The following is a 14,978-nucleotide window of genomic DNA, read 5'->3' as shown; positions in this document are numbered from 1 at the left end:
CGGGCCGCGCGCCGCACGCGGACCCGGCCGGGTCCCGGCTACGCCACGCGCGTGCCGCGCGCCAGCCGGCGCTGCGGGATCGACAGGCGCCGGATCGCCACCGCGAGCCCCGCGGCGCCGAGCAGCAGCTCGACCGCCAGGCCGTACGGCCACACGACGCTGCGGTCCGGCTCGGGCACGTCCACCGGCGACTGCGCCGGGGCGACCGGGGTTCCGTCGGACGTGAAGGACCCGAAGGTGTCCGTGCACCAGTCCTGCTCGGTCGCCGGTCCCGTCCGGGCGGCCCGCACCGCGGTACGGATCGCCGCGAGCGGGTCGGAGACCGTCGCCGCCTGCCGCGCCTCCGGGGCGGCGTCGGCCAGGATGACGAACGGGTTGACCGCCAGCAGCCACCACGTGCGCTCGGTGTGGAACACCGGCATCGTCTCGGTCCGCCACTCGCACTCCGGCGGCTCCCCGCTCTCCCAGTCGTAGTCGAGCGGCACCGACCAGACCCGCACGGGCTCGTCCTGGGTGACGGCGGGCACGGTCAGCGCGAACACGACCGGGCTCAGCACGGTGAGCGCCGCGACGGACAGGAACGTCAGCACCGCCGACCCGGACGTGCGCGGGGACAGCGCGGAGAAGCCCAGGCCGATCGCGCACACCACGGCGAGCAGCAGCGCGAGCACCACCAGGCACACCACCACGGCCACCACGGGGACGCCGCCCGCAGCCAGCGCGAGCACCAGGAACGGCACGCTGACGGCGAGGAAGGCCAGCGCGGCGACCCACGCGGCGAGCAGCTTGCCGACGGCGATCTGCGCCGGGCTCAGCATCGTGACCTGCAGGGTCGCCAGCGTGCCGGCGTTGCGGTCCCCGTTGATCGAGGTCGCGCTCAGGGTGGGCGAGACGAGCAGGCCCAGGAACAGCACGAAGAACACCACCACGCCGAAGATCGGGGGGCCGGTGAAGACCTCCTCCGGCAGGCCGCCGTCGACCCCCGGGCCGCCGCCTAGGCCGTGGATCGCCGCCCAGCTCAACGCGGTGATCGCGCCGACCACGACGAACCACACCACCAGGGCGACGACCCACCGGGTCGAGCGCACCCGCTGACGCAGCTCGAGCACCGCGACGGTCCGGACGCCGTGCCAGGACGCGCTCATCGCCGCTCCTCCTCCAGGGTCAGGTAGGCGCGCTCGAGCGCACCGGCCGCGGGGGCAAGACCGGCGACCGGCACGCCGGCCCGGACCGCGTCGGCGAGCAGGCGCGCCGCGCTCTCCTCGCCGGCGACCGGCAGCAGCACGCCGCCGGACCCGGGCGGACCGTCGCCCCCGATCCCGTCGTCCGGCCGCCACCGGGCACCGACGGAGTCGAGCCAGGCGGTCAGCGCGGTCAGCGACAGCGCGCGCAGCCGCCACTCGCGGGCGCCGTCGGCGGGCACGTCACCACGATCGGGGCGGACCGTGCGCCCACCGGAGAGGAACACCGCGTCGTCGGCCATCTCGTCGAGCTCGGCCAGCACGTGGCTGGACACCAGCACGGTCGTCCCGGCCGCGGCCAGGTCGCGCAGCAGCACCCGCAGGTCCACCCGCGAGCGCGGGTCGAGCCCGCTCGCGGGCTCGTCGAGCAGCAGCACCTCGGGACGGTGCACGAGCGCCCGGGCCAGACCGAGCCGCTGCTTCTGACCGCGGGACAGCACGCTCGCGGGCCGGTCGGCGTACTCGGTGAGGTGGACGGTCTCGAGGAGCTCCGCCGCGCGCGCCGCGGCGACCTCCCGCGGGAGCCGGTACGCGGCGCCGAAGGTCAGCAGCACCTCCCGGGCGGTCAGCGAGTCCCAGGTGCCGAAGGCGTCCGGCATCCAGCCGGTGCGGGCGCGGGCGGCCGGCCCGTCCGTCACCGGGTCGTGCCCGGCGATGCGCACCCGGCCGCCGTCCGGCACGAGCAGGCCGGCCAGCACGAGCAGCAGCGTCGTCTTGCCGGAGCCGTTGGGTCCGACCAGCGCGGTGACCGCGCCGGTCCGGGCGACGAGGTCGACGCCGTCGAGCGCGCGGACCGCGCCGAAGGACCGGTGCAGCCCGGTCACCTCGATCCCCGGGGGGACGGCCGGCGCAGGGGTGGGAGCGCGGTCGCCCGCGGTGATCGACATGGCTCCGACCGTAGGGGCGAGGACCGCCGGCCGGGCGTGATCCGTCGCCGACTCGCGTGCGGACCCTGTGGCCGACCGGTGCAGGTCTTCCGGACGCGCGGTGCTGCCGACGCGCCGGTGCGGGGTGCCGCCGGTGGGCCGCCGCCGGCCCGACCGTGACCCGCGGACGGTCTCCGGGTGCGCCGTGGGCGCTGTGGTAGACCAGCGCGCGTGATCAGCGGGGGTGTCGACGTCGCGGTCGGCACCGTGGTCCTGCTGGTGCTGGCCGGGTTCCTGGCCGGGTGGATCGACGCCGTCGTCGGCGGCGGCGGCCTGGTCCAGCTGCCCGCACTGCTCCTGGTCCCCGGCCTGAGCCCGGTGCAGGCGCTGGCGACCAACAAGCTCGCCGGGATCATGGGCACCTCGGTCAGTGCGGTGACCTACTACCGCCGGGTGCACCCGGACCTGCGGACCGCCGGTCCGATGGCGCTCGCGGCGCTGGCCGGCGCGGCCGGGGGAGCGGTGCTCGCGAGCTCGCTGCCACCCGCGGTGTTCCGGCCGGTGATCCTGGTCGCCCTCGTCGCCGTCGCGGTCTACACCGTCGCCCGGCCCTCCCTGGGCCGCGCGACCGACCTGCGCTGGGCGGGTCGACGGCACCTCGGGGCCGCGCTGGGTCTCGGCCTCGGCATCGGCTTCTACGACGGGCTGCTCGGTCCGGGGACCGGGACCTTCCTCGTCATCGGGCTGGTCGCGGTGCTCGGCTACGCGTTCCTCGAGGCGTCGGCCAAGGCGAAGATCGTCAACGCCGCCACCAACCTGGGCGCGCTCGCGGTGTTCAGCGCCCAGGGTGCCCCGCTGTGGAAGCTCGGGCTCATGGTCGGCGCCGCGAACATCGCCGGGTCCTACCTCGGGGCGCGGATGGCGGTGGCCAAGGGCAGCGCCTTCGTGCGGGTCGTGTTCATGGTCGTCGTCGGCGGGCTGATCCTGCGCCTGGGCTGGGACGTGCTCGCCTGACCGGTGGCGTCCCGGCCGCCTGTCCGCCATGTGGCACGCGGGCCGTCCACAGTCTGGGCGGCCCGTAGACTCGGCCGCTGCCTGACCCCCTGCCCTGCCTGACCTCCGGAGCGTGGCCCCGTGGCTTTGATCGTGCAGAAGTACGGCGGGTCGTCCGTCGCGGACGCCGCCAGCATCAAGCGCGTCGCCAAGCGCATCGCCGAGTCCAAGCGCGCCGGGCACGACGTCGTGGTCGTGGTCTCCGCGATGGGCGACACCACGGACGAGCTGATCGACCTCGCCAACGAGGTGTCCCCGATGCCGCCGTCGCGCGAGATGGACATCCTGCTGACCGCCGGCGAGCGGATCTCGATGTCGCTGCTGGCCATGGCGATCGCCAACCTCGGGATCCAGGCGCAGTCGTTCACCGGCCAGCAGGCCGGCGTCATCACCGACTCCGCGCACGGCAAGGCGCGCATCATCGACGTCACGCCGTCGCGGATCCGCAACGCCATCGCGCAGGACGCCGTCGCCATCGTCGCCGGCTTCCAGGGCGTCACCCAGTACACCAACGACGTCACCACGCTCGGCCGCGGGGGCTCCGACACGACCGCGGTCGCCCTCGCCGCAGCGCTCATGGCCGACGTCTGCGAGATCTACACCGACGTCGACGGCGTCTTCACCGCCGACCCGCGGATCGTGCCCACCGCGCGCAAGATCGACCGCATCTCCTACGACGAGATGCTGGAGATGGCCGCCAGCGGCGCCAAGGTGCTCGTGCTGCGGTGCGTGGAGTACGCGCGCCGGTACGACGTGCCCATCCACGTGCGGTCCTCGTTCTCCGGCCGCCAGGGGACACTGGTGACGTCCGCCGCGACCGCCGTCGACCCGACCGCCCCCCGGTCGGCCACGGGCTCCGGCCAGCACACCGACCAGCAGTCCGACGAGCAGGGAGAGGGAGCCGTGGAGCAGCCGATCATCTCCGGCGTCGCGCACGACCGGAGCGAGGCCAAGATCACGGTCGTCGGCGTCCCCGACGTGCCCGGCAAGGCCGCGCGGATCTTCGAGGTCGTCGCGGGCGCCGGGGTCAACATCGACATGATCGTGCAGAACGTCTCGGCCGCCTCGACCGGCCTGACCGACATCTCGTTCACGCTCCCGGCCACCGACGGCCAGGTCGGCATCGCCGCGCTGACCGCCGTGCAGGGCGACATCGGGTTCGAGTCGCTGCAGTACGACGACACCATCGGCAAGCTGTCGCTGGTCGGTGCCGGCATGCGCTCGCACCCGGGGGTCTCGGCGAAGCTGTTCGCCGCCCTGAGCACGGCCGGGATCAACATCGAGATGATCTCCACCTCCGAGATCCGCATCTCGGTCGTCACCCGCGCGGACCACCTGGACGACGCCGTCCGGGCCGTGCACACCGCGTTCGAGCTGGACAGCACCGAGGACGAGGCCGTGGTCTACGGCGGGACGGGGCGGTAGTCATGAGCCAGGGCAACGGGCTGCGCGTCGGCGTCGTCGGGGCGACCGGTCAGGTCGGTGCGGTGATGCGCCGGCTGCTCGAGGAGCGCGACTTCCCGGTCGCCGAGATGCGGTACTTCGCCTCCGCCCGCTCGGCCGGCACGACCCTGCCGTGGCGGGGCGCCGACGTCGTCGTGGAGGACGCCGCGACCGCCGACCCCGGCGGCCTGGACATCGCGCTGTTCTCGGCCGGCGGCGCGACGTCCAAGGCCCAGGCACCGCGGTTCGCCGCCGCCGGTGCGGTCGTCATCGACAACTCCTCCGCCTGGCGGATGGACCCCGACGTCCCGCTCGTCGTCTCCGAGGTCAACCCCGAGGCCGTCCGCGACGCGCGCAAGGGCATCATCGCCAACCCGAACTGCACCACGATGGCCGCGATGCCGGTGCTCAAGGTCCTCCACGACGAGGCCGGGCTGCAACGCCTGGTCGTCAGCACCTACCAGGCGGTGTCCGGCAGCGGCCTCGCCGGTGCGACCGAGCTGGACGAGCAGATCCGCGGCGCCGTCGAGCAGGACACCCTCGCCCTGGTGCACGACGGGTCGGCGGTCACCTTCCCCGAGCCGCAGAAGTACGTGCGGCCCATCGCCTTCGACGTCGTCCCGCTCGCCGGCGCCCTCGTCGACGACGGGTCGCACGAGACCGACGAGGAGCAGAAGCTCCGCAACGAGAGCCGCAAGATCCTGGGCATCCCCGAGCTGCGGGTCTCCGGCACGTGCGTGCGGGTCCCGGTGTTCACCGGGCACTCGCTGTCGGTCAACGCCGAGTTCGACCGGCCGATGTCGGTCGAGCGCGCGCACGAGCTGCTGCGCGACGCCCCCGGCGTCGAGCTGACCGACGTCCCGACGCCGCTGCAGGCGGCCGGCGCCGACCCGAGCTACGTCGGCCGGCTGCGGCAGGACCCCGGCGTGCCGGACGGCCGCGGCCTGGCGCTGTTCATCTCCAACGACAACCTGCGCAAGGGGGCGGCGCTGAACGCGGTGCAGGTCGCCGAGGTGCTGCTCGCCGACCGCGGCGCCTGGCAGCGCGTCACCGACCCGGTCCCGGCGGGCTGACTCAGTCCCGCCTGAACCACGGTCCGCGGGTGGGATCGGCCCGCAGGGCGAGCGCCCGGTCGATGCGCTCCCGCGACGTCGGGGACAGCGGCTCGGGCAGCGCGTCCGGCGCGAACCAGCCGACCTCGGTCGACTCGTCGTCGGCCACGCGCGCCCGTCCGTCGACCGCGCGGCACAGGAACGTCAGGTCCAGGTACAGCGCCTGGTCGCCGTTGGGGTAGACGATGACGTCGGCGTCGGTCGCGACGGACGCGAGCGCGTCGGCCCGCGCGACGACGCCGGTCTCCTCGAGCACCTCGCGCACGGCCGCGACCGCGGGCTGCTCGCCCGGCTCGAGGATGCCGCTGACGACGGCCCACCGGCCGTCGTCCGAGCGGCGCCCCAGCAGGACCCGGCCGTCGTCGTCGAGCACCACGGCGCTGACGCCGGTGAGCCAGAGCAGGTCGTGCCCGATCTGGCCGCGCAGTCGGGTGATGAACTCGGGGACCGGCACGCCGGCGAGCCTAGCCAGCCACCCGGCCGGGGTTCTCGGCGGCGGCGCCGGCCGCCACCGGGTGTGCACCCGATCTCCCCACGACCCGACCGGTCCGGCGGCCCCCGGATGCCGGCGGCGTCCGCAGGATGGCCCGGTGACCCCTCGGCGCATCGGCGGCCCACCCGCGACGACCGGCGGCGTCCCGCGGCCCCGCGGCGCGCGCCGACGACGGGTGGCGACCGCGCTCGCGGCGGTGCCGGTGGTCGCCTCGGGGCTGGCCGTGCACACCGTGGGCGGGCGGCTCGACGGCGCCGGTGCCGCGGTGGCGGACGGGCTCGGTGACGCGCTGTTCGCCGCGCTCGTCGTCGCGCTCGCGGCGGTCTGCCGGCCGGCCGGACGGCCGTGGCAGCTGGGGCTCACCGGCCTGGCGGTGTGCACCGCCTTGGAGCTCGCCCAGCTGACCGGCGTCCCGGCCGCGCTCGCCGAGCGCTGGTGGCCGGCCCGACTCGTGCTGGGCACCACCTTCCACGCCCCCGACCTGGTCGCGTACCTCGCGGGTGCGGCTGCCGCCGGGGGAGTGCTGTGGTGCACGTCGCACGGTGGCCGGCTCACGGCCGCTGCGTGGGCGCCGATGGACGCTCGTGCCCGCCGGACCACCCCGGGCGCCACTCCCCAGGGACCGCCCACGTGACCCGTGCGCGGCCCGCCCGCCCGCACGTCGTCCGACGCCGCGGTCCGCACCAGCACGCCTGCGCCACCCGCAGGGTTCGAGGACACGACACACATGCACGCCGCCACGGAGGTCATCGGGATGATGGCCTCGCTGACCTCGTTCCTGCTCTGGCTCCCCCAGGGGGCACGCGTCTGGAAGCACCGCCACGACCCCGCGCAGCTGTCCGGGATCGCGCTGAGCACCCAGGTCATCGCGGTCGCGGGCAACCTGCTGTGGGGCGTCTACGCGGTCCTGCTCGGGTCGCTGTGGCTGGGCGCCCCCGCGGTGGTGAACCTGCCGATCGCGCTGGCCACGATCGTCGTCCTGCGCCGCGGTGCGATCACCGCACCGGTGGTCGCCCTCGGCCCCGTGGCCGACCCCGCCGCCGAGCTCCAGCTCGCCGCCTGACCGCCGGTCGCTCTCACCCGTCCGCGTTATCCGCTCGACGCGGCGTCCCCCGCCGGGAGACGGTCTGGTCCCGCACCGACCGACACCTCCAGGGGGCGAGCAGCACGATGAGCACGACCACGACCGGGTTCCCGGTCGCCCTGCCCGGCGCCACCGCGCAGACCCTGATGTGGGCCGACCCGCACGAGGTCCAGCCCCAGGCGCTGGAGCAGCTCCGCACCGTCTCCGGGCTGCCGTGGGTGCACGGCGTCCGCGTGATGCCGGACGTCCACCTGGGCAAGGGCGCGACGATCGGCTCGGTCATCGCGATGCGCGACGCGGTCTCCCCCAACGCGGTCGGCGTCGACATCGGCTGCGGCATGATCGGCGTGCGCACGTCCCTGACCGCGTCCGACCTGCCCGACGACCTGCACGCCCTGCGGCTGCGGATCGAGGCCGCGGTCCCCGTCGGCTTCCACGCCCACGACGAGCCGGTCGACCTCGCCCGGCTGCGCCCGGTGGCGGGACCGGCCGGACGGGAGCGGCTCGCCGGCCACGACGCGTTCTGGAGCCGGTTCGGCGGGCTGCAGGGCAAGGCCCGCACTCTCGAGGACCGCGCACGCAAGCAGCTGGGCACGCTCGGCGGCGGCAACCACTTCATCGAGCTCTGCGTCGACGACGACGACGCCGTGTGGCTCCAGCTGCACTCGGGGTCGCGCAACATCGGCAAGGAGCTCGCCGAGCACCACGTCGGCGTCGCCAAGCAGCTCGAGCACAACCAGGGCCTGGTCGACCGGGACCTGGCCGTGTTCCTCGCCGGCACCCCGGCCATGCAGGCCTACCTCGACGACCTGTGGTGGGCGCAGGAGTACGCGGCGCGGTCCCGCGCGGTGATGATGGCGCTCGTCGTCCAGGCCGTGCGCGACCACTTCGCGGACCGGACGCTGACCTTCGACGAGGGCGTCAACTGCCACCACAACTACGTCGCGACGGAGCGGATCGACGGGGCGGACCTGATCGTCACCCGCAAGGGCGCGATCCGGGCCGGACGCGGTGACCTCGGCCTGATCCCGGGCAGCATGGGGACCGGCTCGTACGTGGTCCGGGGCCTGGGCAACGAGGCGTCGTACCAGTCCGCGTCGCACGGTGCCGGACGGCGGATGTCCCGCAACCAGGCGCGGCGGCAGTTCACCGCCGAGGACCTCGCCGCCCAGACGTCCGGGGTCGAGTGCCGCAAGGACCTCGGCGTCGTCGACGAGATCCCGGCGGCGTACAAGGACCTCGACGCGGTCATCGCCGCGCAGACCGACCTCGTCGAGGTGGTGGCGCGGCTGCGCACGCTCCTCTGCGTCAAGGGCTGACCCGACGAGGCCCGGGTCCCCCGCGAGCGGGTGACCCGGGCCTCGGCCGCCGGTGGTGTGGGCCGGCGGGTGAGCCGGGCGTGGCGCCGGGCCCCGGTGCGGCTCAGACGGCCGGTGCGGTGCGGCGCGCGGGCCGGGTGCGCGACCGGTCGACGACGGCGGCGACGTCGCCCCGGGAGGGCAGCCACGCGACCTCGGCGGCCGTGGCCCGGTTCGACCCGTACACCAGCAGGGTGAGGAAGACGCCGTACACCGGCAGGTGCCCGATCACCTCGGTGGTGCCGAACAGCACCAGGGTCGCGTTGAACGGCACCATCGCCACCAGGACCGCCACCTGCGGCATCGCCCCGGACAGCACGAGCAGCCCGAACAGCAGCTCGACGGAGCCCGCCACCACGATGAAGACGTCGGTGGGAACCGGCAGCCCGACGAGCGCGAAGACGTTGAGCTGCGGGTACTCGGCCAGCGTGTTGCGGGCCAGCTCGGGGTTGGTGAACTTCTCGCTGAACGCGAGCGTGACCAGGGCCACGGCGACCAGGACGCGCAGGCCGAGCAGGGCGGTCCGCAGCTGGCGGGGGGTGGCGTCGACGCGGCCGAACGTGCCGTCCGACGGCGGCAGCACGGCGAGGAACAGCGCGATCCCGAGCAGGGCCGCGGTCTCGAGCAGCGCCACCGGCCCGGCGGCGAGCAGCGCGGCGGGACCGAGCAGCACGACGCCGAGCGCGGCCACCCGCAGCCGCACCCCCGTGATCAGCCAGATGCCGACCGCCGCCTCGGCCAGACCGGCGAGGTCACCGCCGGGCACGTCGTGCAGCGGCAGCGACGGGGTGAGGAACGAGCCGGTCACCGAGAACGCGAGCAGCGACACCCCGAGGTGGATGCCGAGCAGCCGCGGCACGTAGGGCGCCAGGCGCCCCATCGGCCGCAGCACGCCGAGCTCGGGACGGGGCAGCCGGCGGGCCACGAGCCGCCAGGCGACGGTCACGACGACCATCGTCGCCGCGAGCGCCAGCGGCAGCGGGGAGAGGAAGAACCCCCAGTCGCCCCCGTCGGCGAGGTCGGCGAACCAGCGCTCGTGCGCGGAGGCCGGCGCGGCGGCGGCGAGCGTGAGGACGGCGGCGGCGCCGGTGACGGCGGCTGCCCGTCCGGCGAGGACGGCCAGGGTGGGCGTGGTGCGGGCGGGTGTGGTGCGGGCGGTGGTCATGTCGGGTCCCAGGGTGAGGTCGGTGTGCGCGGGTCGCGTCCGGCACGACGCCGACGCTAGGCGGGCGCCGGGGCCCCGACCCGGGACCTCGGTCCCACCCCGTCCGACGTCGTCCGACTCGGCCGTCCCCGGCCGACGACGCGTCAGGTCCTCGGCCCGCCGCCATGATGGGGCCACGGCACCGCCGCCGGCCGGCTCTGGTCTGGCGCCGGGCACCGGTGCAGCGGACCAGCAGCGGATCGGCAGGAGCGGACCCATGAGCGACGTCGCCGTCGTCGGAAGTGTCAACGTGGACGTCGTCGTGCGGGTGCCGCACCTGCCCGGTCCCGGCCAGACCCTGCTCGCCTCCGGCCTGACCAGGGGTGCGGGCGGCAAGGGCGCCAACCAGGCCGTCGCCGCGGCCCGAGCCGGCGGTGCCGCGACCGCGTTCGTCGGAGTCGTCGGCCGCGACGACGACGGCGCCGTGCTGCGCACGGCCCTGGCGGACGCCGGCGTCGTGACCGACGCCCTGTCCGAGTCCGACGAGCCGACCGGCACCGCCCTGATCTGCGTGTCGGACGACGGGGAGAACGTCATCGTCGTCGTCGGGGGCGCCAACGCGGGGTGGCAGCGCTTGTCCGCGGCCCAGCGTGCGGCCGTGGCCGCGGCCGACGTCGTCCTGGCCCAGCTCGAGGTCCCGGTCGACGTCGTCCTGCAGGCGGCCGCGGTGCGCCGGCCCGCGGCCCGGTTCGTGCTGAACGCGGCCCCCGCGCGCGAGCTGCCCGCGGCGCTGTGGGCGGCGGTGGACGTCCTGGTGGTCAACGAGCACGAGGCCCGCGACCTGGCCGACGGCGTGCCCCTTGCCGACGCGCTGGCGGTGCTCGGGTCCCGGGTCCCGGCGCTCGTGGTCACCCTCGGCGCGGCCGGCTGCACCGTCGTGGTCGACGGCGAGCGGACCGACGTCCCCGGCACCCCGGTCGCCGCCGTGGACACCACCGGTGCGGGCGACACGTTCTGCGGTGTCCTCGCCGCGCGCCTGGCCGCCGGCGACGACCTGGTCGAGGCCGCGCGGTGGGGCGGTGCGGCGGCGTCCCTGGCGGTGCAGCGGCCCGGCGCGCAGGCCGCGATCCCCACCGCCGCCCAGACCCGCCGGGTTCGTGCCGCCGGGGCCGGCCGCTGACGGGGGCCCGTCGCGCGGCTCGGGCCTACGCCGCGCCTGGCACGAGACCCTTCACGACGAACCGGTGCAGGAACGCCGCCATCGCCTGCCGCGACACCGGCTCGGCGGGGCGGAAGGTGCCGTCGTCGTACCCCCCGGCGATCCCGGTGGCGGCGAGCCAGGCGATCTCCTCGGCGAACGCGCCGGTCGAGGGCACGTCGCGGAAGGGGGCAGCGGGCGAGGCCACGGACGGGCTCCCGGCGAGCCGGTGCAGGAACGCCGCCATCGCCTGCCGGGTCACCGGTGCTGCGGGGTGGTACAGCCCGTCGGCGTAGCCCCCGGCGATGCCCGTCGTCGCCGCCCACGAGATGGGGTACCCGAAGCGGCTCTCCAGCGGTGCGTCGGGGAACTGCGCGACGGGCTCCACGTACGGGCTGCCCACGGCCCGGTGCAGGAACGCCGCCATGGCCTGGCGCGAGACGGGATCGGTCGGGTGGAACCCGCCGTCGGCGTAGCCGTCCGTGATGCGCTGCATCGCGAGCCAGTCGATGTCGGTGAAGAAGCGGTGGCTCAGCGGGACGTCGTCGAAGCGCTGGACGGCCGGCGGCGGCGTGGCGTCGGCGGTGATCGCACGGCCGTCGGCGTCGACGACGCGCGTGCGCTGGTCCGGACCCTGCTGGACGACGAGCGTGCCCCGGACGTCGTGCAGCAGCGTGGTGATCTCGGTGGGGAAGGTGCGCACCGGAAGGGTCCGGACGGGCGTCGTCCCGTCCACGCCTAGGTCGTACCAGCGGACCGCGGGGGGCACCGTGGAGTCACGGGAGTAGGTGTGCAGCACCGCCGTCGTGCCCTCGACGCCCAGCGTGGTGGCCATCAGGTCGGGCTCCAGCGGGATCGACGACGGTTCGCCGTCGACGTCGCCCACCTGCCACGTGAGGCTCGGGTGCCCGTCCGCGCCGGTCGGCTCCCGGAGCCACACCGGTGCGTCACCGTCCGTCAGGCCGACGAGCTCGAGGTCGGTGAACCGCCATTCCCCGGCGCTGCGCACCGACCAGTCCAGCCGCACCGCCGGTCCGGCGACGCCCTGCTCGTCGAGGTCCGCCACCACCAGCGCCACGTAGCGCTCGAGCGGCGGCTCGTCGGAGATGCCGTCCATCACCCACACCGCGCGGTCGTCGGACACCGCCACCTGACGCGGGCCGAGGTTGTGGATGCTCGCCGGCACGTCGTCGACCGGAGTGCCGTCCGTGGTGACGACCGGCACGTCGCCCAGGGACGTCCTCGCGCCGGTGCCGCGGTCGAACAGGAAGGACCCGAGCAGCACCCACCGGTCGGTCAGCGCCTGCGGTCCGCCGTAGTCGGCGAACAGCGGGTCCGCCCCGTACGTCGGCGTCGTCACCGTCCCGTCCGGTGACCGCAGCACCAGGTGCTGCTCGCGGTCGACGTAGGCCAGGGTGCCGTCGTGCTCGGCGAGCTCGTACCCACCGGTCGGCGCGACGCGCGCCGCGGGGCCCAGGGTGACGCCGGACGCGGTCTGCTCCAGGGACCGGCTGAAGATCTCCAGGCCGCGTCCGGGCTCCAGGCTGACGGTGTAGACGGCGTCGGAGCCGATCAGCACCGACTCGGGGTCGACGGCGCCCGGCATCACGTCGGCACCGCCCGATGCGGCGGTCGCGGACACCGAACCCACGGCCAGCGAGAGGACAGCCAGCGCTGCCACCGTCAGGACCTTGCGCATGCTGCTCCCTCGTCCGCGTGGCCGCATCGCCACTCCCCGCGGGAGTGTGACGGCGGCGCTCTCCCACGAGCAATGCGCGTCGGACCGCCGGGACGGAGTGCACCCGTTCGGCGCAGTGGCCCCGCGTCGTCCGGCGGTGCGCTGGGTCGCCGGATCAGGTGCTCGACCGGTCGCCCCCTTTGACCCCCGCCACGCACGCGAGGAGGGCGGTGGGCGCGATGTTCCGCCGAGGCTGAGTGGTGATCTCATGTGGAAGCGACTGCTGAGCACCGAGGGCGGCGAGCCGGCATGACGCTCACGCTCCATACCGGTCGCGGTCGTCGTCCTGGACCGCGAGCTCGGCGATGAGGAGGCCGTGGAGCTACGCCGCGAGCCTCGTGGCCTCGCCCCTGGTGCCTACTCGGGCTCGCGTGGCGTGGTGGATCGCCCCTGGGGTGCGGGGAGCTGATCGGTCAGGCGTGCGGTCGCTTCACGGTTGCGCCGGCGCACGTCGTCCTCCTCGGCGGCACGGACCGCGTCCTCAGCATCGGCCCGCTCGTCCGGGCCACGCTCGGTGAGGAAGGTGCTGAGCGCCGAGAGCAGGAGCGCACCGATCGCGAACGACTGGAACATCCGCCGGGCGGGCTCGGTGACATCGGAGGTCAGTGCCATCAGCGCCCAGACTGTGACGACCGGCGCCACCAGCGCCCAGGTCACCCACGACCGTGCACCGAAGCGCCGGTTGACCAACCCGGCGTAGACGACCCCGAGGCTCACGCCGATGAGCGTGTCGAGCATGCTCACCGGTGCTCCTCGAGGTGGGCGGGCGACACCCGTCACGGTAGCCGAGGTGTCGGCGGTCGGGGTTCCCTCGTCCGTCCTCCTGGACTCGCCGCAGAGCAGTTCGTCCGGCGGCACGACCCGCCTGTCGTCACGGCGACGGGTACGCACCGGGCATGACGAAGGCCCGCACCAGCGTTTCCGCTGGTACGGGCCCTTGCTCATCGTGTCGGGGTGGCGGGATTCGAACCCACGACCTCTTCGTCCCGAAGGCAGCCCAGGCGTCTGTTTAGGGGGCTCGACGAGGGCGGTCTACGTTTGGATCGTCGGTCGGCGTCGCCCCTCGTCGGCGGGTATAGCAGCGGAGTTGTCACCCACTTTGTCACCCAGGGCGACGAGTGACAGGACCGGTCAGAGTGGGGCGTCGTTCGGATCCCTGCATGCCTTTGTCGCCGTGTGGTCGGGTCAAGGGGGGCCGCTTGCGGCCATCGCGGAGCGACGCGGAGCGCCCTTGATGCGGCCGGACGGCGACAAAGACCGTCGTGGAGCCGATCGCCGTCCGTGGTGAGGACTTGACGAGCGCTGCGAAGTCGCCGGCTCGGCGGCGCAACCGGACAGCGCATGAGCAGGGCCGCCACCGTGCACCGCGGTAGTCGACTCCGTGCGGTCAGCAAGGCCGACCTGGCCCTGCTCACGGCATCCCTGGATCCCCCGCCCGGCCTCCCAGGAGCCGACACGAACTCGGCCGTGACGAGCGGCCGTCGCGCGTACCGCGGACGGGCGGAACCGGCAGGTGCACGCTCAGCCGTCCGCGGTCGTCGCGCCCGTCATCGCTGAGTCCCTATAGGCGGCTACCCACGCGCCCGCGGCAAACACACCCAGGACGGTGTTGCCACTGGACAACACGAGGCTGCCGTCGACGAGCGTTGCCGAGGTAACGCCATCGAACGTGACGATGCCCTCTGGGGCGTCGTTCGTGTTGTTGAAGTATCGGACCACGGTCCATTTCAGGTCTGCCATGGGGCACATCCAATCGTTGGCACGTCGGCCGTCCGGTCGTCCGGCCGCGACTCAGTCTGGCGGGCGTCACCCACATCGCACGCCGAAGCAGGTGGAGGCTGCGAGCCGCCCGTCGTCTCCGTTGGGATGGCGCGTGGGCGGGGTGGGGTGCGGCGGGGTGCGCGTAGGGAGCGAAGCGACCGGAGCGCGGGGCCCCCGTCGCGGGGCCCCGCCCCGCCCACGCGCCGCCGCGCGTAGCGCGGCGCTTGAGTCAGTAAGGAAAGTACTCCCAAACCTAGCTCGGCGGAGCTGCGTGAGGCTCCCGCTAGCAGTCACACGTCTTTGTCCGGGCCGCCCCCGGGGCGGGTCTGATGCCGATCACGGTCCATCAGGGTTGTGCCACTCAGTGACCGACGTCGATCCACCGACGTGCGGACCCACCCGTGAGCTGTTCGTCGTTGACCAGACGCGGGTCGGCCGTCCGGGTACCGGCCAAGGCAAGGGAGGAGCGTGTCCGTGCCCGCGCCCG

Annotated in this window: 14 protein-coding genes; 7 read left to right on the top strand and 7 right to left on the bottom strand. The window is 74.6% G+C overall.

The features are described 5' to 3' along the window. Positions 1-38 precede the first annotated feature (38 nt). Together Q0840_RS00780 and Q0840_RS00775 are read right to left on the bottom strand one after the other, a co-directional pair. A complete protein-coding gene (locus Q0840_RS00780) occupies positions 39-1,145 on the bottom strand; it encodes an ABC transporter permease subunit (RefSeq protein ID WP_298454908.1) in 1,107 nt (368 codons plus the stop codon). Then, positions 1,142-2,128 (bottom strand): ABC transporter ATP-binding protein, encoded by a 987-nt coding sequence (locus Q0840_RS00775; RefSeq protein ID WP_298454906.1) that lies wholly within the window; start codon positions 2,126-2,128, stop codon positions 1,142-1,144. Before Q0840_RS00775 ends, Q0840_RS00780 begins: the two co-directional genes overlap by 4 nt. A gap of 210 nt (positions 2,129-2,338) precedes the next feature. Here Q0840_RS00775 and Q0840_RS00770 point away from each other — a divergent pair, with 210 nt between their 5' ends. From Q0840_RS00770 to Q0840_RS00760, 3 genes are all read left to right on the top strand, one after another. Continuing rightward, positions 2,339-3,121 (top strand): TSUP family transporter, encoded by a 783-nt coding sequence (locus Q0840_RS00770; RefSeq protein ID WP_298454905.1) that lies wholly within the window; start codon positions 2,339-2,341, stop codon positions 3,119-3,121. Positions 3,122-3,241: 120 nt separating this feature from the next. After that, positions 3,242-4,585: an aspartate kinase gene (locus Q0840_RS00765; protein ID WP_298454903.1), complete on the top strand. Its 1,344-nt coding sequence runs from the start codon at positions 3,242-3,244 to the stop codon at positions 4,583-4,585. Between the two features lie 2 nt (positions 4,586-4,587). Beyond that, positions 4,588-5,676 (top strand): aspartate-semialdehyde dehydrogenase, encoded by a 1,089-nt coding sequence (locus Q0840_RS00760; protein ID WP_298454900.1) that lies wholly within the window; start codon positions 4,588-4,590, stop codon positions 5,674-5,676. Between the two features lies 1 nt (position 5,677). Here the strand turns inward: Q0840_RS00760 and Q0840_RS00755 are convergent, their stop codons facing one another. After that, on the bottom strand, positions 5,678-6,169 hold the full coding sequence (locus Q0840_RS00755) for an NUDIX domain-containing protein (protein ID WP_298454897.1): 492 nt from the start codon (positions 6,167-6,169) through the stop codon (positions 5,678-5,680). Between the two features lie 136 nt (positions 6,170-6,305). Between Q0840_RS00755 and Q0840_RS00750 the strand changes: the two genes are divergently transcribed. From Q0840_RS00750 to Q0840_RS00740, 3 genes are all read left to right on the top strand, one after another. Next, complete coding sequence (locus Q0840_RS00750; RefSeq protein ID WP_298454894.1) at positions 6,306-6,842, top strand: DUF2809 domain-containing protein; 537 nt, start codon at positions 6,306-6,308, stop codon at positions 6,840-6,842. Positions 6,843-6,935: 93 nt separating this feature from the next. Then, entirely contained in the window at positions 6,936-7,271 is a 336-nt protein-coding gene (locus Q0840_RS00745; RefSeq protein ID WP_298454891.1) for a hypothetical protein, read from the top strand. A 107-nt stretch (positions 7,272-7,378) separates the two neighbouring features. Continuing rightward, positions 7,379-8,611: an RtcB family protein gene (locus Q0840_RS00740; RefSeq protein ID WP_298454889.1), complete on the top strand. Its 1,233-nt coding sequence runs from the start codon at positions 7,379-7,381 to the stop codon at positions 8,609-8,611. A gap of 103 nt (positions 8,612-8,714) precedes the next feature. Here the strand turns inward: Q0840_RS00740 and Q0840_RS00735 are convergent, their stop codons facing one another. Then, complete coding sequence (locus tag Q0840_RS00735) at positions 8,715-9,815, bottom strand: hypothetical protein (protein WP_298454887.1); 1,101 nt, start codon at positions 9,813-9,815, stop codon at positions 8,715-8,717. A gap of 256 nt (positions 9,816-10,071) precedes the next feature. Here Q0840_RS00735 and Q0840_RS00730 point away from each other — a divergent pair, with 256 nt between their 5' ends. Continuing rightward, the gene (locus Q0840_RS00730) at positions 10,072-10,974 is read left to right on the top strand and encodes a PfkB family carbohydrate kinase (protein WP_298454885.1); all 903 of its coding nucleotides are present in this window, start codon (positions 10,072-10,074) and stop codon (positions 10,972-10,974) included. A gap of 25 nt (positions 10,975-10,999) precedes the next feature. Here the strand turns inward: Q0840_RS00730 and Q0840_RS00725 are convergent, their stop codons facing one another. From Q0840_RS00725 to Q0840_RS00715, 3 genes are all read right to left on the bottom strand, one after another. After that, positions 11,000-12,691: an S-layer homology domain-containing protein gene (locus tag Q0840_RS00725; RefSeq protein ID WP_298454883.1), complete on the bottom strand. Its 1,692-nt coding sequence runs from the start codon at positions 12,689-12,691 to the stop codon at positions 11,000-11,002. 396 nt (positions 12,692-13,087) lie between these two features. After that, complete coding sequence (locus Q0840_RS00720) at positions 13,088-13,474, bottom strand: hypothetical protein (RefSeq protein WP_298454881.1); 387 nt, start codon at positions 13,472-13,474, stop codon at positions 13,088-13,090. A gap of 777 nt (positions 13,475-14,251) precedes the next feature. Beyond that, positions 14,252-14,470 carry a hypothetical protein gene (locus Q0840_RS00715; protein ID WP_298454878.1) on the bottom strand — a complete coding sequence of 73 codons (219 nt, stop codon included), beginning with the start codon at positions 14,468-14,470 and terminating at the stop codon, positions 14,252-14,254. Between the last annotated feature and the right edge of the window lie 508 nt (positions 14,471-14,978).

The organism is uncultured Cellulomonas sp. (assembly GCF_947494015.1).
In the GTDB taxonomy this organism is placed as follows: domain Bacteria; phylum Actinomycetota; class Actinomycetes; order Actinomycetales; family Cellulomonadaceae; genus Pengzhenrongella.
The sequence above is the reverse complement of the archived record's forward strand: the minus strand, read 5'-3'. Positions and strand labels throughout refer to the sequence as shown.

Excerpts from the sequence above, each read along its gene's own strand:
- Q0840_RS00780 (WP_298454908.1), bottom strand. The coding sequence starts at position 1,145 with ATGAGCGCGTCCTGGCACGGCGTCCGGACCGTCGCGGTGCTCGAGCTG.
- Q0840_RS00775 (WP_298454906.1), bottom strand. The coding sequence starts at position 2,128 with ATGTCGATCACCGCGGGCGACCGCGCTCCCACCCCTGCGCCGGCCGTC.
- Q0840_RS00760 (WP_298454900.1), top strand. The coding sequence starts at position 4,588 with ATGAGCCAGGGCAACGGGCTGCGCGTCGGCGTCGTCGGGGCGACCGGT.
- Q0840_RS00745 (WP_298454891.1), top strand. The coding sequence starts at position 6,936 with ATGCACGCCGCCACGGAGGTCATCGGGATGATGGCCTCGCTGACCTCG.
- Q0840_RS00740 (WP_298454889.1), top strand. The coding sequence starts at position 7,379 with ATGAGCACGACCACGACCGGGTTCCCGGTCGCCCTGCCCGGCGCCACC.
- Q0840_RS00735 (WP_298454887.1), bottom strand. The coding sequence starts at position 9,815 with ATGACCACCGCCCGCACCACACCCGCCCGCACCACGCCCACCCTGGCC.
- Q0840_RS00730 (WP_298454885.1), top strand. The coding sequence starts at position 10,072 with ATGAGCGACGTCGCCGTCGTCGGAAGTGTCAACGTGGACGTCGTCGTG.
- Q0840_RS00725 (WP_298454883.1), bottom strand. The coding sequence starts at position 12,691 with ATGCGCAAGGTCCTGACGGTGGCAGCGCTGGCTGTCCTCTCGCTGGCC.
- Q0840_RS00715 (WP_298454878.1), bottom strand. The coding sequence starts at position 14,470 with ATGGCAGACCTGAAATGGACCGTGGTCCGATACTTCAACAACACGAAC.